Annotated in this window: 21 protein-coding genes; 7 read left to right on the top strand and 14 right to left on the bottom strand. The window is 70.2% G+C overall.

What is annotated here, in order from left to right:
- The first annotated feature begins 5 nt into the window (after positions 1-5).
- From GN153_RS06110 to GN153_RS06100, 3 genes are all read left to right on the top strand, one after another.
- On the top strand, positions 6-1,649 hold the full coding sequence (locus tag GN153_RS06110; protein ID WP_159900822.1) for a M48 family metalloprotease: 1,644 nt from the start codon (positions 6-8) through the stop codon (positions 1,647-1,649).
- Between the two features lie 65 nt (positions 1,650-1,714).
- The gene (locus GN153_RS06105) at positions 1,715-2,476 is read left to right on the top strand and encodes a DUF2797 domain-containing protein (protein WP_159900820.1); all 762 of its coding nucleotides are present in this window, start codon (positions 1,715-1,717) and stop codon (positions 2,474-2,476) included.
- A gap of 38 nt (positions 2,477-2,514) precedes the next feature.
- Complete coding sequence (locus tag GN153_RS06100; protein ID WP_159900818.1) at positions 2,515-2,928, top strand: hypothetical protein; 414 nt, start codon at positions 2,515-2,517, stop codon at positions 2,926-2,928.
- A 110-nt stretch (positions 2,929-3,038) separates the two neighbouring features.
- On the opposite strand, the gene GN153_RS06095 is transcribed toward GN153_RS06100, so the two are convergent.
- The 10 genes from GN153_RS06095 to GN153_RS06050 form a co-directional block, all read right to left on the bottom strand.
- Complete coding sequence (locus GN153_RS06095; RefSeq protein WP_159900816.1) at positions 3,039-3,389, bottom strand: helix-turn-helix transcriptional regulator; 351 nt, start codon at positions 3,387-3,389, stop codon at positions 3,039-3,041.
- Positions 3,390-3,479: 90 nt separating this feature from the next.
- Positions 3,480-4,214, bottom strand: coding sequence for an NRDE family protein (locus tag GN153_RS06090; RefSeq protein ID WP_159900814.1), 735 nt, complete (start codon positions 4,212-4,214; stop codon positions 3,480-3,482).
- A 53-nt stretch (positions 4,215-4,267) separates the two neighbouring features.
- Positions 4,268-5,797 carry a class I adenylate-forming enzyme family protein gene (locus GN153_RS06085; RefSeq protein WP_159900812.1) on the bottom strand — a complete coding sequence of 510 codons (1,530 nt, stop codon included), beginning with the start codon at positions 5,795-5,797 and terminating at the stop codon, positions 4,268-4,270.
- The gene (locus GN153_RS06080) at positions 5,794-6,810 is read right to left on the bottom strand and encodes a mandelate racemase/muconate lactonizing enzyme family protein (RefSeq protein WP_159900810.1); all 1,017 of its coding nucleotides are present in this window, start codon (positions 6,808-6,810) and stop codon (positions 5,794-5,796) included. The genes GN153_RS06085 and GN153_RS06080 overlap by 4 nt, the downstream gene beginning before the upstream one ends.
- Positions 6,811-7,767, bottom strand: a complete 957-nt coding sequence (locus tag GN153_RS06075; protein ID WP_159900808.1) for a 1,4-dihydroxy-2-naphthoate polyprenyltransferase — start codon at positions 7,765-7,767, stop codon at positions 6,811-6,813.
- A gap of 42 nt (positions 7,768-7,809) precedes the next feature.
- Positions 7,810-8,463, bottom strand: a complete 654-nt coding sequence (locus GN153_RS06070; protein ID WP_159900806.1) for a potassium channel family protein — start codon at positions 8,461-8,463, stop codon at positions 7,810-7,812.
- A gap of 1 nt (position 8,464) precedes the next feature.
- Positions 8,465-9,919, bottom strand: coding sequence for an APC family permease (locus tag GN153_RS06065; RefSeq protein ID WP_159900804.1), 1,455 nt, complete (start codon positions 9,917-9,919; stop codon positions 8,465-8,467).
- Positions 9,920-10,033: 114 nt separating this feature from the next.
- A complete protein-coding gene (locus GN153_RS06060; protein ID WP_159900802.1) occupies positions 10,034-10,924 on the bottom strand; it encodes a 1,4-dihydroxy-2-naphthoyl-CoA synthase in 891 nt (296 codons plus the stop codon).
- Positions 10,925-11,016: 92 nt separating this feature from the next.
- On the bottom strand, positions 11,017-11,400 hold the full coding sequence (locus GN153_RS06055; protein WP_159900800.1) for a hypothetical protein: 384 nt from the start codon (positions 11,398-11,400) through the stop codon (positions 11,017-11,019).
- Positions 11,401-11,450: 50 nt separating this feature from the next.
- Positions 11,451-11,702, bottom strand: a complete 252-nt coding sequence (locus tag GN153_RS06050) for a hypothetical protein (RefSeq protein ID WP_159900798.1) — start codon at positions 11,700-11,702, stop codon at positions 11,451-11,453.
- 174 nt (positions 11,703-11,876) lie between these two features.
- On the opposite strand from GN153_RS06050, the gene GN153_RS06045 reads away from it, so the two are divergent.
- Positions 11,877-12,125, top strand: coding sequence for a hypothetical protein (locus GN153_RS06045; protein WP_159900796.1), 249 nt, complete (start codon positions 11,877-11,879; stop codon positions 12,123-12,125).
- A gap of 73 nt (positions 12,126-12,198) precedes the next feature.
- On the opposite strand, the gene GN153_RS06040 is transcribed toward GN153_RS06045, so the two are convergent.
- Positions 12,199-12,399, bottom strand: coding sequence for a hypothetical protein (locus tag GN153_RS06040; protein WP_159900794.1), 201 nt, complete (start codon positions 12,397-12,399; stop codon positions 12,199-12,201).
- 159 nt (positions 12,400-12,558) lie between these two features.
- Here GN153_RS06040 and GN153_RS06035 point away from each other — a divergent pair, with 159 nt between their 5' ends.
- On the top strand, positions 12,559-13,983 hold the full coding sequence (locus GN153_RS06035; protein ID WP_159900792.1) for an APC family permease: 1,425 nt from the start codon (positions 12,559-12,561) through the stop codon (positions 13,981-13,983).
- A complete protein-coding gene (locus GN153_RS06030) occupies positions 13,983-14,687 on the top strand; it encodes a universal stress protein (protein ID WP_159900790.1) in 705 nt (234 codons plus the stop codon). Before GN153_RS06035 ends, GN153_RS06030 begins: the two co-directional genes overlap by 1 nt.
- A gap of 83 nt (positions 14,688-14,770) precedes the next feature.
- Here the strand turns inward: GN153_RS06030 and solA are convergent, their stop codons facing one another.
- Together solA and GN153_RS06020 are read right to left on the bottom strand one after the other, a co-directional pair.
- Positions 14,771-15,946, bottom strand: coding sequence for an N-methyl-L-tryptophan oxidase (gene solA, locus GN153_RS06025; RefSeq protein ID WP_159900788.1), 1,176 nt, complete (start codon positions 15,944-15,946; stop codon positions 14,771-14,773).
- Between the two features lie 90 nt (positions 15,947-16,036).
- Positions 16,037-17,053 (bottom strand): carbohydrate kinase family protein, encoded by a 1,017-nt coding sequence (locus tag GN153_RS06020; protein ID WP_159900786.1) that lies wholly within the window; start codon positions 17,051-17,053, stop codon positions 16,037-16,039.
- A 206-nt stretch (positions 17,054-17,259) separates the two neighbouring features.
- Here GN153_RS06020 and GN153_RS06015 point away from each other — a divergent pair, with 206 nt between their 5' ends.
- Complete coding sequence (locus GN153_RS06015; RefSeq protein WP_159900784.1) at positions 17,260-18,513, top strand: MgtC/SapB family protein; 1,254 nt, start codon at positions 17,260-17,262, stop codon at positions 18,511-18,513.
- Between the two features lie 101 nt (positions 18,514-18,614).
- On the opposite strand, the gene GN153_RS06010 is transcribed toward GN153_RS06015, so the two are convergent.
- Entirely contained in the window at positions 18,615-18,959 is a 345-nt protein-coding gene (locus GN153_RS06010) for a hypothetical protein (RefSeq protein WP_236544762.1), read from the bottom strand.
- Positions 18,960-19,025: the final 66 nt, after the last annotated feature.

Below are 19,025 nucleotides of genomic sequence, written 5' to 3'. Positions count from 1 at the left end.
GGGGTATGCGCCGCGCCCTCGCGACGGTCCTCACGCTCGGCTTGCTCTCCTCGTTTGTCTTCGCGGTCGTCGTCGGGCTGATGCTCGCGTTCGGGACCGTCAGCCTCCCCATCGCCATCGCGCTTGTCGTCCTGTTCAATTTCGGGATGTTGCTCGTCTCGCCGCGGATCAACGACTTCGTCTACCGGTACCTCTACGACATGGAGTGGGTCGACTTGGAAGCGTTCCGCGAGCGCAGCCCCGCCTCGGCGCGGGTCATCGAGGACGTCACCGCCGAGTACGGCTACGACACGCCCAAGCTCGGGCTGATCCAGGACCGCAACCCCAACGCCTTCACGTACGGCTCCGCGCGGTTCAACGCCCGGGTCGTCCTGACCGAGGGCTGTTTCGAGTATCTCGACGACGAGGAGGTCTCAAGCGTCGTGGCTCACGAACTCGGCCACGTCACCAGCCGCGACTTCATCATCATGACGCTCGCCAACACGCTGGTCCAGGTGCTGTATCTGGTGGCGATCTATGCCTGGCGCTTCGGCTCGGCGACCGGGTCCGGGGACAGTCGCAACCGCGCCGCGCCCATCCTCTTCGGCGTCGCCGTCCTCTCCTACGTGCTGTGGTTCTTCGGGGAGTACATCGTCCTCTACCTCAGCCGCGTCCGGGAGTACGCCGCGGACAGCTTTGCGGGCGAGAAGACCCACCCCGACGCCCTCTCCTCGGCGCTGGTGAAGATCGCCTACGGGATCGTCACCAGCGAGGACAGCCCGGAGCTCGCCAAGGCCACCCGCAACATCGGGATCATGGACGTCGCCAACAGCCGCGACGACGGGCTGGTCTACCACAACGTCCGCCAGGCCGTCGGCGACGAGGACCTCCTGCTTCGGTCGTTTCTCTACGACCTCAAGAACCCCTGGGCGCGGGTGCTGGAACTCAACTCTACCCACCCGCTGACGGGCAAGCGGGTCCGCGCGCTCTCGGGGATGGACGGCGCCCGGCGCTTCGATTTCGACGACATCCTCTCGCGGTTTGCCATCGACCGCGGGCGTATGTACCGCGGCTTCTTCAGGGACGTGGGGATGCTCGCCCTGCCGGGGCTGCTCGCGGCCGGCTACCCCCTGTTCTATCTGGGGGCGGTGCTCGCGGAGGCGGTCGCGTTCTCGTGGTTCTGGCTCGCCGGCGGCTGGCTCGCGGCCTTCGGTGTCGGGCAGGTCGCGCTCGCGCTCTACAAGTACCCTCGGAGCGCGAGCGAGCCGACCACCGTGATCGAGGCGCTCGCGGACCCCTACGCCTCGCCGGTCCGGGGCCGGCCGGTCGAACTCGACGGCGAACTCATCGGCCGCGGGCAGGCCGGCTACCGGTTCTCGGAGGACCTGATGTTCCAGGACCGGACGGGACTGATGTACCTCAAATACGAGAGCTGGCTGCCCCTGCTGGGCAACTTCCTGTTCGCGCTGCGGCGGGTGCCCGAACTCATCGGCGAGGACGTCGAGGTCGAGGGGTGGTTCCTCCGCGGGACGGGACCCTGGGTCGGGATGCGTCGGCTGCGACACGGCGACGAGGCGGTCAGGGGGTTCATCCACTACGGCGGGCTCGTCAGCGGGGCGCTGTTGCTGGTCGTCGGTCTCGCCGTCGTCGGCGCCGGGGTCGCCCTGTGAGCCGTCCCGGGCCGGTCGGCCCGTAGAACAACAGGGCTAATGACCGGCCACCCCAACGGTCGCGTGTGCAGATCGTCGGCTACGTGACGGCCGCTGGCGACGCCGACTACGCGAGCCTGCTGGTCGCGACCGACGGCGACGTCGAGGCGGTCCCGCTCACTCGGGGGACGGACCTGGCGTACTCGCTTGGAGACCGCCGCTGTGCGGGGACGCTCACCGGGGAGGGGCACCGTCCCTGCGACGCGAGCGAGGCGCCCTATTGCCCGTCCCACACCGGCCGCTGGCCCTGTGCGCGCTGTACCGGGGACTGTGACCTGCCCCTGGAGAGCTGCCGCGAGGAACACGCCGTCTACCTCGCAGCCTTCGCACCGGCCACGTTCAAGGTCGGCGTCACCCGCTCCTGGCGCCTCCGGGAGCGGCTGCGCGAGCAGGGCGCGGACCGCGCTGCCCACCTCCGGACGGTCGCGGACGGGCGGGTCGCCCGGCAGGTCGAGGCGGAGATCGCGGCTGACGTGGGCGACAGCGTCCGCGTTCCGACCAAGGTCGAAGGGCTGCACCGCTCCGTCGACACCGGCGCGTGGGCGGACCTGCTCGCCGGTTTCGAGGTGCTCGACACGTTCGAGTTCGCGTACGGCCTGGACCTGACGGACCGACCGGTCCGGGAGACGATGGCGACCGGGGAGGTCCGCGGCACGAAGGGGCGGGTGCTGGTGCTCGCGCGTGGCGGGAGTACCTACGCAGTCGACATGCGGGACCTCGTGGGCTACGAGGTGCGCGAGGGAGAGAGCGACCGGCGCCTCCAGTCGAGTCTCGGCGCGTTCGAATAGACGACAACCCTTTTCCTTGGGCCGCCGGAAACGGGGGTATGGCAGACGATTCGGAGACAGACGAGAGCCAGGAGAGTCAGGCAGAGGGCGACGAGGAGAGCAAGTCCTTCCGCGAGCGCGTCGAGGAGATCCGCCAGGAGCGCGCCGAAGGCGAGGGCGAGGAGGGCGAGGGTGGCGAGCGCGGCCCGCCCGAGGAGATGATGGGCGGTGGCGGCATGGGCGGCAATCCCTTCGCACAGATGATGGGCGGCATGATGGGCGGCGGTGGCGGCCCCGGCATGGGTGGCGGTCCGGGAATGGGCGCCGGCCCGGGCGGCCCCGGTGGACAGGGCCAGGGCCAGGCCCAGGGAGCCGACAACGAGGAGCTGACCCGCGAGGTCCGCAAGCTCCGCGACGAGGTCCACGACATCCGGCGGACGCTCGAGCGGATCGCCGACGCGCTCGAGGACTGACGGCGTTGCGGCGGGTGGCTGACGACGGCTGTTCCTGACGGCAGGCCACTCCCGACAACGGAACCCCGAGAAACAGACGGACGGCCGGACTGGCCGTCGAACTCGGCCGGTTACTCCTCGTAGGCGAGGTTCATGACCCACTGCGTGAAGGCGTCGCTCTGTGGGTCGACCTCCTCGTCGCCGACAAACGGCGAGAGCATGTCCCCCGCCATCAGCAGCGAGAAGTCCAGGTCGCTCGGCATCGGCGTGAGGTAGTAGGTGTTGTGGCCCTCGTAGACGGTCTCCTCGCGCTGGATGAGGTCCTGGTCGACCAGCGAGTCGACGACCCGGCTCCCCTTTCGCGAGGAGATGTCGAGTGCCTTCCAGAACTCGCTTTGGTGGATCCCTCCCGTCTCCCGGACGAGCTCGAGCCCCTCGCGTTCGGTCTCGGAAAGCCCGGTCTCGGCGGCGGTCGCGCTCATACCGACTACTGGCGCTCGCCGCGGACAAGTGACTTTCGGGACCCCGGCGCCCTCGCGCCCTCGAGCGCTCGCCGCCCGCGGCCTGCACCCTCAGGCGTCGACCGGCTCGAAGGGCGTCTCGCAGGGCGGCCCGTCGGCGTACTCGTAGCTGTCGCCGTCGGCCCCCAGCCGGACCAGCGAGGACGAGCGGGTGCCGAAGCCGTCGCCGTGGATGCAGACGCCGAACTCGTGGTCGGAGATGGCGGCGGCTGCCCGGTCGAGCCATTCTCGACTGTGCTCGCCGGGCTCGGGCCGGAGGTGCTCGCGCAGCCGGTCGGCGTTCGCAGCCTGGCGTTCGGCGATCTCCTCGCGCCGGCTCGGGATGGTGTACCGGCCGTCGGCGCCGACGTTGACGACGACGTGGACGCCCGGGTCGAACTGGTGGACCCGCCGGTTCCCGTCCCACTCCACGAGCAGCGCCGCGTCGGCGTCGACGGCCACGAGGTTGAAGCCGTCGTACTCCCGGCCGTCGAGGTCGCGCTCGACGTACCGGACCGCGTCCTCGGCGGTGTCCTGCCGGAGGGCGTCCCGGACGAGCAGCCCCCGGGACCGCTCCGCGGCGAGGTCGGTGTCGGCCCAGCGGTTGGTCACCGAGACGAGCACGCCAGCGTCGTTGTAGCCGAGCCAGGTCCCGCCGGCTTCCGCGTCCTGTGGGGCGACGACGGGGCGCTCCCAGTCACGCCGGGCCGGCGGCTCCGACTCCCGTCCCAGCTGCTCGTCGCGGTTGGCCGCCACGACGACCGGCGCGTCCTCGAAGACCTGCCAGGCGAGGGTGAAGGTGCACACGCGTCCGGGTAGGCGACTGTCTGACAAATGGTTACCGCCCACAGGCCCGCCGCTCACCGGCCGGCAAGTCGCTCGCGGACCGCCTCCCGGTCGACAGTTCCCGACGCCGTCCGGGGAATAGTCTCGGCGAATTCGACCGTCTTCGGGACCGCGTAGTCGGCGACGCGGCCCCGGCAGAACCCACGAATCCCATCCGGGTCAACGTCGCCGTCCGGGACCACGAGCGCGGCGACGCGCTCGCCCCACTCCTCGTCGGGGAGGCCGACGACGGCGGCGTCGGCGAGGTCGGGGTGCTCGCGGAGCGCGTCGACGACCGTCGCGGGGTAGACCGTCTCTCCCCCGGTCGTGATGGCGTCGTCGACCCGGCCTTCGACCCACAGCCTGCCGGCCCCGTCGCGGTACCCCAGGTCCCCGGTGTGGAAGCCGTACCGGCCGACGGCCTCGGCGGTCCGGTCGTCGTCGAGATATCCCGGGGTTACGGTCGGGCCGCTGACGACGAGTTCGCCCACCTCTCCCGGCCCCGCAGGGTCGCCGTCCGCGAGGACGGTCACGTCGGTCACGGCGAGGGGCTGGCCGACCGTCCCCGGGTGCTCGGCGGCCTGCGCGGGCGTGGCAGTGGCGACCTGCGAGGCGGTCTCGGTCGTCCCGTAGGTGGGGTAGACCGGCACGCCCCGGTCGCGGGCCCGGTCGAGTAACTCCCCCCCGGCGGGCGCCCCGCCGAGCAGGACAGCCTCGAAGACGGCTGGCGGCTCCCAGCCGGCCTCCAGCAGCCGGCGCAACTGCGTCGGGACGAGCGAGACGCCCGTCACGCCGTACTCCTCGACGACGCCGGCCGTTCGTTCGGCATCGAAACCGGGCTGGATGGCGAGGCTCGTCCCGTACAGCGCACACCGGAGCGTCGGCGCGAGCCCGCCCATGTGGTACATCGGGAGACAGCACAGCCACCGGTCGCCGGGGGCGACCCCCAGCCGGAAGGCCGAGGCGACCGCGCTCCAGACCAGGTTGCCGACGGTCAGCCGGACGCCCTTCGGCGCCCCGGTCGTCCCGGAGGTGAACATGACGACCGCGGTGTCCGACGGCGAGAGCGGGGTCCTCTCCGCCCCGGAGCCGGCTCCGCGCTCCGCCCCGGGCGCGAGCCGGTCGACACCCTCGCTCTCGGGCGGGTCGACGGAGACGACCGGGCCGGGTGCGACCTCGCGGGCGACTCGTTCGGTGTCCCGCTCGCAGACAAGCAGGTCGACCCCGGCCCGCTCGGCCTGGTCGGCCAGCCCCTCCGCCGGCAACTGGACGTTGAGCGGGACCAGCGTCCGTCCGGTCCGTATCGCTGCGTGGACGAGCGTCACGAACGCGACCCGGGTATCCAGGAGGGTGCCGACCGGACCACCCGGCCCCAGGGCGGCCGCCACCCCGTCGACGGCCCGGTCGAGTTCGCGGTACGTCCAGGCCGTCCCGTCGGCGGTGTCGACCAGGGCGGTCCGTTCGGGGGTCGCCGCCACGCGGTGGGCGAGCGGGTCGCGGGTCGGCCAGCGTCCGGGGTCGTCGGCCGAGGGTTTGCCGTCCGCCCCGTCCCGGCTGCCGGTCATGGGCGGGCCGGGAGCCCCAGCCCCGGCTCCTGGGGAACGGTGACGTGGCCGTCCTCGACGCTGGCGGGGTCGGGCGCCAGGTCCGAGCGGAGCATCGACCCCGTGGCCAGCCCGCAGGCTCCGATGTCGGGGACCGAGGCCGCGAGGTGGACGGCGCCGGTCCGCGCCACGACGGTGTCGATAGTCGTCGAGACGACGGGTTCGACGCCGGCCTCGCGGGCGGTCGTGGCGGCCTCGCGTGCCAGGTCCGGTCCGCCCAGCACCATCGGCTTCAGCACCACGACATCCGCGGCGTCGGCGTCGAGTATCTGCTCGATGTCGTAGGCAGCCAGGGACTCGTCGACCGCGACGTCGACGCCACGACCCCGCAGGGCTGCGTGTCCGCCGAGGTCCTCCGCCGGGAGGGGCTGTTCGACGTAGTCGACCCCGAGGTCGGCGACGGCCTCCACGACGCGTTCGGCCTGGCCGCGGGTCCAGGCGCCGTTGGCGTCCAGGCGGAGGGGCGCGTCGACACGCTCCCGGACCGCCCGGACCCGCTGGAGGTCCGTCTCGACGTCCCGGGCACCGGTCTTGAGCTTCAGGCAGTCGAAGCCCTCCGCGACAGCGTCGGCCGCTGCGGCCGCCGTCTCCGCCGGCGCCGCGTCGCTCAGCGTCGCGTTGACCGGGACGGCCCGGACCGTCCCCTCGCCGCCGAGGCTCCGGTAGAGCGGTTCGGACGCCGCGCGGGCCAGCGCCTCTTGGAGCGCGAGCGCGAGTGCGTGTCTGGCCGCCGGCGCTTCGGTCTTCGTCAGCGCGACCCCCCAGTCGGTGTGCTCGGCGACCTCCGCCGCGCGGGCCAGCGCGCCCCGGCACTCCTCGTAGGTCTCCGTCCAGCCCAGCAGCGGGCTGGCCTCCCCCACGCCTTCGGTGCCGGCGTACTCGAGGCGAACCAGAAAACCCTCGCGCTCCCGAACTGCGCCCGCGGCCGTCTCGAGCGGGGTCGCGAGCTCGACCGAGAACGGCTCGACCTCCATCTACACCACCCCCATCTGCCCCGCGGCGAGTCCCGCCGCGAGCAGGACGGCGTAGAGCGCGAGTAACTGTCCGGTCCGCTCGAGCGCGGGGTTGAGCGCCTCGCCGTCGGTCCGGGTGAGGACGGTCCGGGCAACTAGCCCGGCCAGCGGGAGCGTCAGCCACGAGAGCATGACGGCAGCGGGGTAGCCGTAGCCCAGCCACAGCGCGGGCGGGACGGCGTAGCCGGCGGCGAGCAGGACGAGAAACTCCACCCGGGAGTAGCGGTAGCCAAGCATCACCGCGAGCGTGCGCTTGCCGGCGGCCGCGTCGGTCTCCATATCGCGGACGTTGTTGACGACGAGGATGGCCGTCGAGAGCGCGCCGGCGGCAGCGCCCACGAGCAGCGCCTCGGGCGTGACCGTCCCGGCGGGCAGCCCGACGGGGAACCCGCTTGCGAGCGTCGTGACGGCCTGGACGTAGTAGGTCCCGGCGACCGCGACGACCCCGAAGTAGACGAACACGAACAGGTCACCGAGCCCGTAGTAGCCGTAGGGGTAGGGGCCGCCCGTGTACAGCAGGCCGGCGAGGATGCTCGAGAGACCGACCACGAGGATGGGAACGCCGCCGACCGCGACCAGGTAGAGGCCGACGAGGACGGCGAGCGCGTAGGTGCCGGCCATGGCGAGCTTGACCCGGCGGGGCTCGATGAGTCCGCCGGCAGTCACGCGGGTAAAGCCCTCCCGGCTGGGGGTGTCGGCGCCCTTGACGGCGTCGAAGTAGTCGTTGGCGAAGTTGGTGCCGACCTGGATCAGAAGCGCCCCGACCAGAGCGGCCAGTGCCGGCACCGCAGCGAAGCGACCGTCAGCGACCGCGAGCCCGATCCCGAGGACCACCGGCGAGGCTCCCGCGGGCAGCGTCTGCGGGCGCGCGGCCATCAGCCACGCCCTCGTCCGGGAGATGTCGGCGGTCGCTGTCATCCCTCAGCCGTTGGGACGCGAGCCCCAAAGCGACTGCGGTCGTCACCCACGCAACAGCGCCAGCACCTCGTCGACCACGTCGGGCTCTGCGGCGACGAGATACTGTGTCCCCGCGTCGATCGTGGTCTCGGGTCGGGCGATCTGGTTGCCGTCGTCGTCGGAGACGACGAGCGTTCCCGAGGGGAATCTGATATCGCGCAGGCTCCGCCCGGCGGCGGGTGCCCCCTCCGCGACCCGGACCTCCATGACCTCGATGTCGCCGGTGACGTCGGCGATGGTCTGGATGTCGTCGCCGGCGATCCGGTTTGCGGCGACGCGCGCACCCGCCCGCTCGGGGAACACCACCTCGTCGACGAGTTCGCCGTAGGCGTCCGCGCCCTCGCGCTCGATGCGGGCGACCGTCCGGATACCCGGCGAGAGGCGCTCGGCGACCAGACAGGCCGCGAGGTTCACGCCGGAGACGCCCGTCAGCGCCGCGATGACGTCAGCGCCCTCGACGCCTGCCTGCTCGAGGATCCCCGGGTCGGTGCCGTCGCCCCGGATCACCGTCGCGATCCACGCGTCGGCGAGCCGGTCGACCACTTCGCTGTCCTGTTCGACTACCGTGACTGTGTCGTTGCGAGCGACGAGCAGCTCGGCCGTCTGGTGGCCGACCCGCCCCCCGCCCACGATGACGACGTCGAGTGTGCGTGTCATATCAGTCGTCCTCCGGCACGGCCGCCGGCGAGCCCTCGTCGGGTTCGCCGGCCTGTCGCCGTCCGCGGAACGCGTTGAGCAGTACGTACATCCCCACACCGGCGAGGAGCCACCCCGCGCTCAAAAGCAACGCGACCAGGTCGGTCTGCAGGAGGTAGACGACCAGCACGCCGGTCAGAAGCAGGTTCAACGCGATCCCGGCCAGCGGGGTGAACGGGTAGTACGGCACCTCGTAGGGGCGGTTCATATCCGGGCGCTCGCGCCGGAGCCGGATCACCGCCCCGTTGACGACGACGAAAGAGAGCAGAAAGAAGAGGCTGGACATGTTGCCCGCGCTGGCGGTCGGGAGCACGACCGACCCCAGCATCACGACGGCGCTCAGCACCACCGCGACGAACGGCGTCCCGAAGCGGTGGTGGATCTGGCCGACCGACGGGAGCAGCTGCCCCTCCCGCCCCATCGAGAACGCGACGCGCGAGGAGGCGATGACGACCGCGTTGAGTGCGGTGACCGTCGAGAACACCGCGCCGAAGACGATGAGCGCGCCGCCGTTCTGGATGACCGGGAGCCCCGTCGGCATGAACTCGGTTGCGGCCTGTGCGATCCCCGCCTCGCCGGCCTCCGCCAGCCCCGCGGCACCGAGGGTTCCGACGGCGACGGTCACGACCGCGAGGTAGACGACGACTGTCGCGGCCAGGCTGATGAAGATCGCCTTGGGGATGTTCTCGCGTGGGTTCTCCACCTCTTCGGTCACCGTGGTGATCAGGTCGTACCCCTCGAAGGCGATGAAGGTGAGCCCCATCGCCGGGAGGAGACTGAAGGCCGTCCTGTCGCCGGGGAAAAGCGGCTGGAACTCCGCGCTCGAGAACATCGGCGACAGCGTCCCGAAGACGACGAAGACCACGAGGATGGCCACCTTCGTGATCGTGAAGATGGTCTCGACGCTGCCGCTTGCCGCGGTCGAGACGGCGTTCAGCCCCACGAGCAGGAGGATCACGACGGAGGCGAGCACGACCGTCGGCGGGACGCCCACCCCAAGCCCGGGGACGACCAGCGCCCCGACCTGGTCGGGTGCCGGGACGACGTCGTAGACGTGGAGCAACTCGAGGAAGTTCGGCGCGAAGCCCAGCGCGTACAGCGCGCCGGCGATCATGTACGCGAACCAGAGCATCCACCCCATCAGGAACGAGGCGAGGTCGTCGAACACCTCCCGGACGAAGGCGTACCCGCCGCCGCTTTTCGGGACTGCCGACGCGAGCTCGGCATACGAGAGGCCGGTGAAGGCCGTGACGACACCGTTCAGCGCAAAGACCAGGATGGCGGCCGGGCCGGCGATCTCCGCGGCCAGCCCCGTCAGCACGAAGATCCCGGCGCCGATCATCGCCCCCATGCCGATCATCGTCGCGTCGAGCAACCCGAGTTCCGCCTCGGGCGAGCGCTCTCCGTGACTACTCATCGTCGCCTCCGCCGTCTCCGGCCCGTCCGGGCACGACCCGACATACGGTTCCTCTGCTTGTGGGATAACGTATGAGCGTTGGGGGAATTGTCACCCTCCTGTAATTCCCCGCGGTCAGAAGTGCCAGGGAAACTGCCGGAAGTTCGGCTCCCGTCCCTCGTTGAAGGCGTTGCGTCCCTCCTGGCCCTCCTCGGTCATGTAGCCCAGCCGGGTGGCCTCGCCGGCGAAGACCTGCTGGCCGACCATCCCGTCGTCTGCCATGTTGAAGGCGTACTTCAGCATTCGGATCGCCATCGGCGACTTGCGGGTGATCTCGTCGGCCCACTCGAGCGCGACGTCCTCCAGCTCCTCGTGGGGGACGACCTCGTTGACCATCCCCATCTCCGCCGCCTCGGCGGCGTCGTAGGTCCGCCCGAGGAAGAAGATCTCCCGGGCGGCCTTCTGGCCGACCTGGCGGGCGAGATAGGCCGACCCGAAGCCGGCGTCGTAGGAGGCGACGTCGGCGTCGGTCTGTTTGAACTTCGCGTTCTCGCTCGCCAGTGTCAGGTCACAGACGACGTGTAGCGAGTGGCCGCCGCCCGCGGCCCAGCCGGGCGCGACACACACGACGGGTTTGGGCATGAAGCGGATGAGCCGCTGGACCTCGAGGATGTGCAGGCGGCCGACCCCCGCCTGGGCGGCCTCGCTGTCCTCGTCCTCGTACTCGTAGCCGGACTCGCCGCGGATGGACTGGTCCCCGCCCGAGCAGAAGGCCCAGCCGCCGTCCTTCTCCGAGGGGCCGTTCCCCGTCAGGAGGACACAGCCGATGTCGGGCTGCCGGCGGGCGTGGTCCAGCGCGGTGTAGAGTTCGTCGACCGTCTCCGGCCGGAAGGCGTTGCGCACCGCCGGCCGGTCGAACGCGACCCGGGCCGCGGGCACGTCGGCGCCGTGGTGGTAGGTGATGTCGCGCAGGTCCAGCGCCTCGACGGGCTCCCACGCCTCGGGGTCGAACAGCTCAGAGACCATACCCGCCCTGGGGAAGGGCAGCGCAAAAAGATTCCCAGTCGGTCCGCACGCCGCCCGCTGGAGGGTGCGTCCGTCCCGGGTCCGGTCCCCGGTCAGTCACCGAACACGTCGGCGTGGATCTCCCGGAGGTCGGCGAGCAGCGGCGCCAGGTCCTCCTCGGCGGGTTCGTAGCGGAACGACTCCTCGCCGCCGACGTTGACCAGCCGCTCGCCGACGTCGTGGAGTATCTCCCGCCGCCGGACCGCCGCCTCGTCGACCACGATCTCGGCGTACAGCACCTCGATCCCGGACTCGGCGAGTTCGAAGTCCGTCGCGGCGACGAACTCCTCGCCCCTGATCTCGAACAGCAGGTCCAGCGAGACCCACCCCAGCTCCCCGCCCAGTTCCGCGGCGAGGTCGGGCTTGTAGCCGAGTTCCGCCTCCACGCGGTCGACGAACTCCTGGGCCCGCGGGTCGGTGTCGGCAGCTCCGGACATGCGCCGCTCTACCCGCGGGGTGGTAATCAATTCACCAGGTCGGCGGCGCGTCACCCCTCCGCGTTGAACGGGACTCCCTCGTCGTCGCCCCCTCGCTCCGCACGGAGCTCGCTTTTGAGGTCCTCGATGGCGTGTTCGACCCGCCAGACCTCCCGGGTCAGCTCCTCCAGGTCGGCAGCCGCCTCCGGGGAGTCGGCCCGGGCCGAAGCCTCCCAGAGGATATTCTCCGCGTCCTCCAGGTACCCCTCTGCGAGTTCCAGCGCGCGTGCGGTCTCCGCTTCCCCCATCCCGTAGTCACCCATATCCTCTATACGGTGAGCCAAACAGTTAATTATTCACTATGTAACCCCGTCTTTCCGGTACGAGGGACCGGCCGGGCGTTCGACGACACCGAGGCCCGGGACCGACGACAGACTCATACTGGTCGCACTACTGGGTGCAGACAGCGTCCGGGCCGCCCCGGACCACCACGAATCATGCAGGGAACGGACGGGTTCGACAGCCAGCCCACGCCGCTCGAGCGGGAGGCCAACCGCTGGATAACGATCCTGTTCGGGGCGACCTACGGCTTCGCGGTCGTCGGGATGGTGATGGGCTTTGGCACCTTCCTCGACCACTCGGCGTACTACGTCATGGTCGGCTTCTTCCTCGCCTCCATGGTGTCCGCGCTCCTCACGCTCCCGCTGCTCTACGTCACCAGGGACCGGCGGTCGGACGGGCCGTAGACGATACCTAACTCCGCACCCCGCCGTCCCAGCGAAAGAGGGTGCACCGAGGGCAGTCGGCGGGACTGCCGGCTCACTCCGCGCCGGTCGGGAGCCTCTCCGAGACAGCACCCAGCCCGGACCGCTTTTCGCCGAGCGTCGCGCCGAGAAGTGCACCGAGGGCGGCACCGCTGCTCGCAGTGTTCCGGCCGAACAGACCGCCGATCCCTGCGCCGACAGCGGCGAAGATGGCCGCGTACTTCGCCCGGGTCAGCGCACGCTTGAGACGTGACATACACCTGGTACACCGGCTCCACGAATAAGCACACCGGTCGTACAGACAGTGCGGGCGAAGCGAGCCGGCCGCGCGCGCCACGGCTGCCGTCGCTGTATGAACCGCGTGGCCGCGTTTCCCCGTAGTTATTACCGGCTGGCGTCGGGACCGTACGCCTGAATGAGTTCCGAGCCGAGCGGGACCAACATCGAGGGCGAGGCCCCGGACGCGGGGCCGGTCGTCGAAACCGACGAGGCGACGATCACCGAGGACGCGGAACTGGAGCGGACGCTCGGGCTGACCGGCGGGCTCGCGATCGGCATCGGCACGATGATCGGCGCCGGCATCTTCGTGTTTCCCGGGCTGGCCGGGGCGGAAGTCGGCACGGCCGCGACGGTCTCCTTCGCGGTCGGCGGCCTCATCGCGTTGCTGGTGGCACTCCCCACCTCCGAGCTTGCGACGGCCATGCCGAAAAGCGGCGGCGGGTACTACTTCGTCTCGCGCGGGCTCGGAACCCTCGCGGGGACGGTCATCGGACTCTCGCTGTGGCTCGGGCTCGTGTTCGCGACGGCCTTCTATCTGGTCGGTCTGGGCTTCTACGCGCTCGACGCCCTCGCGGAGGTCGGGGTCACCGTCGGCGCGAATCCGGGCCTCGTCGTGTCGGTCATCGCCGTCCTCGCGGGCGCCGGGTTCACGGCCCTGAACGTCACCGGCACCGAGAACGCGGCCAAGCTCCAGAACGGCATCGTCGCCCTGCTCCTGTCCATGCTGGTCGTCTTCCTCGCGTTCGGGATGCTCGACTCGCTCGGGATCGTCGACGCCGGAACGCCCCCCGGAGAGGCCCGGAACGTCTGGTCCGTGGTCCCGGTCATGTCCGTCGCGGCGCTGGTGTTCACCTCCTATCTCGGCTTCGCCCAGGTCGCGACCGTCGCCGGGGAGATGAGAAACCCCGGGCGGAACCTCCCGCTGGCGATGGTCGGCTCGGTACTGGTCGTCACGGTGCTGTACGTGCTGACGATCTTCGTTGCGACGAGCGTCTTCACCCAGGACGGGCTGGCGACCGCCGGCGAGACGGCGATGGTCGCGGTCGGCCGGGAGCTGCTCGGGTTACCCGGCGCGCTCGTGATCGTCGTCGGCGGCCTCCTGGCGACGATGTCCTCCGCGAACGCGTCGATCCTCAGCACCTCCCGGGCGATCTACGGCGTCTCGAAGGACGCACTCCTGCCGCGGTGGGCCAGCCGCATCAACCTCAGGTACGGCACCCCACACGTCGCACTCGGGCTGGCCGGCGGCCCCGTTATCGTCCTCGCGGCGACCCGGCAGGTCCAGTTGCTCGCCGAGGTCGCCTCCTTCCTGCATCTGGTCATGTACGGGCTGATGTGCGTCGCGCTGGTGGCCATCCGCCGGGACAGGCCCGACTGGTACGACCCGGAGTTCCGGGTGCCCGGCGGGCCGGTCGTCCCGGTCGCGGGTGCGCTCGCGAGCTTCGGGCTCATCGCGTTCATGGACCCGACATCGATCGCCATCGGGGTCGCCGTCGTCGTCGTCACGGCAGGCTGGTACTTCTATTACGCTCGCGACGTGAAACTCAGAGGGGCTCTGTGATGACACGAGTACTCGTTCCCGTCGCGGTCCTCGAGGGAGCGACCGTCTCATCCGGGTTGATGACCCTGCTCGGGACGGTCGACGTGACCGTCCTCGGCTATCACGTCCTCCCCGAACAGACGCCGCCGGACCAGGCCCGCCTCCAGTACGAGGAGCGCGCTACCTCGGCGCTGGAGGACCTGGTCGAGGAGTTCCGGTCGGCCGGCGGGGCCGCCGACCACCGGCTCGTGTTCACTCACGACCGGGAACAGACCGTGAACAGGGTCGCCGACGAGGTCGACGCCCGGGCGTACGCCATCTCCGGAGTGACCGGCGACGTCGACCGGCTGCTCGTCTCGCTGTCCGGCGACGTCGCGGTGGACCGGGTCCTGGCCTTCGTCGTGGAGGTCATCGGGGACCGCGAGGTCGGCGTGACGCTGCTGCTGGCGGGCACAGCGGACGGGGCGGCGGACCGGCTCGACGCGGCCGCCGAACGGCTCCGCGAGGCCGGCCTCTCCGTGGAGACGAGACTCGAACGGGAGGGCTCCACGTTCGACGCACTGATGAACGCCGTCCCGGACCACGACGCGGTCGTCATGGGTGAGTCGGCCCCCTCGCTGCGCTCGCTCGTGTTCGGGGAGGAGGCCGACCGCGTCGCGTCGGCGTCGGTCGGACCGGTTCTGGTGGTTCGGGCCGACGAGCCCACCGACGGGGACGCGGGGTAACTCTCCTTCGGCCTGCTGTAGGTGGCAATGCGGGGACTGCCCAGGATCCACGGTGGGGCCTGTCGGCAGTGTGTCTCACCCGGTCACGACACGCCGGGCCCGGCCGACGACAGCCTCGAGGCCCGGAACGGCTCCAGGTCGACGTCCGTGGCCTCGCCGAGTACCAGCTTCGACCCGACCTCGCCGACGGCGCTCGCGGTCATGAACCCGCTGCCGGAGAACCCGCCCGCGACGTAGACGTCGGAGCCCTCGCCGTACGTGTCGAACACGTACTGTTTGTCCGGCGCTCGCGTCGTCATACACGCGGTCAGCCGGAGCGTCGGTCCCGCGGCGGTGGGCATGTGCTCCTCCATGAACTGTCTGAGCATCCCCTCCTCCTCTCTCGTGACCTCGCGGTCCATCCCGTCGGGGTCGACGGTCGTCTCGCTCTCGAAGTCGGTCGCCCCGCCGACCTTCACGCCGTCGATCCGGTAGGCGGGCGTCCCGTAGAAGTAGCCGTTCTCGGTGTCCCAGCCGAAGGAGGGGAACGTGTCCTGCCTGAACCGCTCGGGCTCCTCCGGGCGGAACCAGCCCATGACCGCCCGCCGCGGGGTCACGTCACCGAGGTCGCTGACGACCTCGGAGAGCCAGGGACCGGCGGTTACGAGGAGCTTGCCCGCCTCGTACTCCCCTCTGGTCGTCCTGACTCGGACCCCGGCGTCGGTCGGTTCCCAGCTCTCGACGCGCTCGTGAGCCCGGATCTCCGCGCCGTGGTCGTGGGCGGCGTTCATGTGCGCGATGGTACACTCCGGCACGTCGAGCACGCCGCCGTCGGGCTGGTAGAGGAACCTGAAGTCGCCGGAGAGGTCGTAGCCGGGAAACCGCCGCTCGACTTCCTCGCCGGCGAGCACCTCGTAGGGCAGTCCCTGGCTCTCGCACAGCTCGACTGCCTCCTCGAGGGAGTCCCGGTGGCCCTCGTAGTCCGGGCCGGTCCAGCCCCGGAGCGCACCCGTCTTGCAGATGAGCTGGTTCGGGTGGCGCTCCTGGAGTTCGTTCCACAGCTCGAGCGACCGCTGGATGATCTGTACGTACTGGGGTTTCTCCCGGACTGCCGGGTTGATCACGCGCGTGAAGCCGCGCGATGACCCCCGGTTGTTCGGGACGCCGAACTGGTCGATCCCGAGCACCGACGTGCCGCGTCTCGCGAGGTGGTAGGTGGCGGCGCTCCCGGCTGCACCGACGCCGAGGACGATGGCATCGTACTCGTTAGCGTGTCCCATGTTACAGTGCGAGCAGCCTCTCGTATATATTCGTACTGTCGGGGCTTCGCGTGGTGCGCTCGTCCCCGACCGCTCGCCCGTTCCGGACACTCAGGTTTCGCTCGCGTGGGTGTGGACGAACTCGACGAGGTCGTCGACGTCACCGGTAGTCCCCGACTCCACGTACGTGACCGCGCAGGCGTTTCCCATCGCCAGCGCTACGTCCCAGTCCCAGCCACACGCCAGTGCGTGGGCCAGACCGCCGGTGAACCGGTCGCCGCCGCCGGTGTGTCGCTCCGGCGCGTCGACCCGGTAGTTGGCGACCCGCACTCGCCCGTCGGGCGTTGCCGCGGCCGCCTCGTCTCTGGCGTGCATGACGGCGGCCGCGATACCCGTCTCTTCCCGGACCGCGGCGAGCCGGTCGAGGTCGTCGTCGTACGTTCCCGAAAGCGGCGCGGCCGTCGCTTCGACCTCTGCCCTGTTCGCGTTGTAGACGACGTCGAACGTGTCCTGGAGAGCACTCATCGCCTCGTGCAGTGCCTCGACCGCCTCGGCGTCGTGGCCGACGACGTCGCCCGGGTCGAAAACGAACGGGACCCGCGGAACGTCCAGCCGACCCAGCCGGTGGAAGGCGCGTTCGAGCCCCGGGGACGAGACCCAGTTGCTACAGCAGATACCGTCGGCGGCGAACACCGTCGAGAGGTCGGCCTCTCCGTCGAGATCCGCGAGCGTCCACTCCGCGAGGTCGGTGTTCCTGGCGAGCATGAGGTCCCTGTCGTCGAAGGTAAGCACGTAGACTTCGGACGGCTCGCCCATCGAAACCGTCTCGAAGGGGAGCGACTCGAACGCGGGCGCGTCGAGGTGGCCGTAGCAGGTGACCGGGTCGCCGAGCGCGTGTAGTTGCATCGCCGCGTTGACCGCCTGGCCGCCGGGCTCGACCGTGTCGACGCGAAACCGAAGCGAATCCCGCTCGTCCAGCACCGCCCGGGCGAACGCGTCGCGCGACTCGATGCGCCGGTCGCCGTTCTCCGCGACGGTACAGAAGTAGTCGACGCTCCCGTCCGGCAGCGTCGTCAGCGCCGCCGTCTCCCGGCCGGCCAGCTTCCGCGCGAGACGGTCGTACGGCATCGTCCAGTTCCCCCCTGGCTCGACGGCCACCCAAGCGTTACGCTTTCGGCTTCGACGCCCCGTCCGGGTGGACGGCATCGGCGTCCGTCCGGATACAGACGGGACGACGCCCGTCGGACGCGCAGACGGACGCCGCGTAGCCCGGTGTTCGACCGGGTGCAACCACACCCGAACGTTGACGGAACCAGCCGTCGACGTCCCTCACGATGGTCGACCCCCTCACGGACCCGTTCCAGCTGGTCCTCGTCCGCATTGCACTCGCGTTCGGGGTCGGCGCACTCATCGGTCTCGAGCGGGAACAGAGCGAGTCCGGCGGGACGTTCGCCGGGAGCCGCACCTTCCCGCTTTTCGCGCTCCTGGGGGCACTCGCCGGGGCGTTCTACCCGGCGGCGTTTCCCGTTCTCCTCCTCGCCGTGGCGCTCCCCCTGACCGTCGCGTACGGGGCGAAGGTCGCCATGGAGGGCGACATCGGGCTCACGACGCTGACCGCGGCCCTGCTCACTGTCGTGCTCGGTGCGCTGGTGACCCACTCCGAACGCGGCGCGCTCGTCGCCGTCGTCGTCGCCGGCGTCGTCACGGTGATCCTCGCCGAAAAGGGTGCCATCCATCGGTTCGTCGACCGGATCGACGAGCAGGAGCGACGGGCGTCGGTCACGTTCGTCCTCGTCGCGTTCGTCGTGTATCCGGTGCTGCCCGACAGGGCGATTCCGGCCCTGTTCGGCCTCAACCCCCAGTTCGTCTGGCTGATGGTGGTCTTCGTCACCGGACTGAGCTTCGCGGCCTACGTCCTGAGTCGGGTCCTGGGTGCCAGGCGCGGGATCGCGGTCACCGGCATCTTCGGCGGGTTCGTCTCCTCGACCGCGACGACGGTCTCGATGGCCGAGCGCGCGACGGACTCCCCTGTCCTCTATCGCGTCTGTGCGTTCGCGACGGTCGTCGCGTCTATCGTGATGTTCCCGCGGGCGCTCGTGGAAGTCGCGGTGGTCAACCGGTCGCTGGCCCCGCAGGTCGCCGCCCCGCTCGGTCTGATGACCGGCGTCGGCGTCGTCGTCGCGGCGGCCGTGTACTGGCGGGCGGGGGCGGCGGAAACCGCCGGAGTCGACGTCGAGAACCCGTTTCGGCTGCGGCCGGCGCTGTTTTTCGGCGTCGTGTTCGCCGCCGTGCTCCTGGTCTCGGAGCAGGCCCACGCGTGGTTCGGCGCGTCAGGTATCTACGCGACGGCGTTTCTCTCCGGGCTGGCCGACGTGGACGCGATAACGATCACCCTGAGCAGGCTGTCAGGGGACGGGGCCGTCTCCCGGGAGGTGGCGACGACCGGCATCGTCGTCGGCGCCGTCGCGAACACGCTCGTCAAGGCCGGGCTCACGTGGGCCCTCGGCACCCGGAAACTCGCGCTCGTCGTGACGGCCGTCCTCGGCGTCGTCTCCGGCGTCGGCCTCCTGTACGTCTTCCTCGTGTGAGGACGGCCGCGAATACCACCGAAGTGTGCCGCTCCCGGACCGAACTGTTCATCCAACAAGTGCGCCGGTCTGCAGACCGGTCCGACCCTCCGACAGCCCGGTCATCCCGGTGCTCGGAACGTCTTGAGTCGAAACCGGAAGATGACTGGTTCGAGAACGTCCTCGTCACCAACCCACGTGACAGTAACCTCGGTGAGCCGATAGGAGGGGCCGACCGGAACCTTCTCCGCCGAGAGATGGGCCTTCCATCTGTCTCCCTGGATCTCGGCCTCTCCAGTGCGTTCGCCACCGAGGTTCTCGAGGTAGTTCACGGCCTGCTCGAGGGTGACACCGCGAAAGGCCCGTGTCTCGCGGAGCACACCGTTTTCGACTGATCGTTCAATTGGAGGGATCGCATCCAGACCGATCTTCAAGTGACCCAATTTCGAGCCCTGGTCTGACGCCATGCGGTACTACTTAAATGAAAGCGTATAATGGTTTTGGAGAATAAATATACTCTTATTGGTATTTCC

The organism is Salinirussus salinus (genome assembly GCF_009831455.1).
In the GTDB taxonomy this organism is placed as follows: Archaea; Halobacteriota; Halobacteria; order Halobacteriales; family Haloarculaceae; genus Salinirussus; species Salinirussus salinus.
Note: the sequence above shows the minus strand (reverse complement) of the source record. Positions and strands in the feature narration are given on the sequence as shown.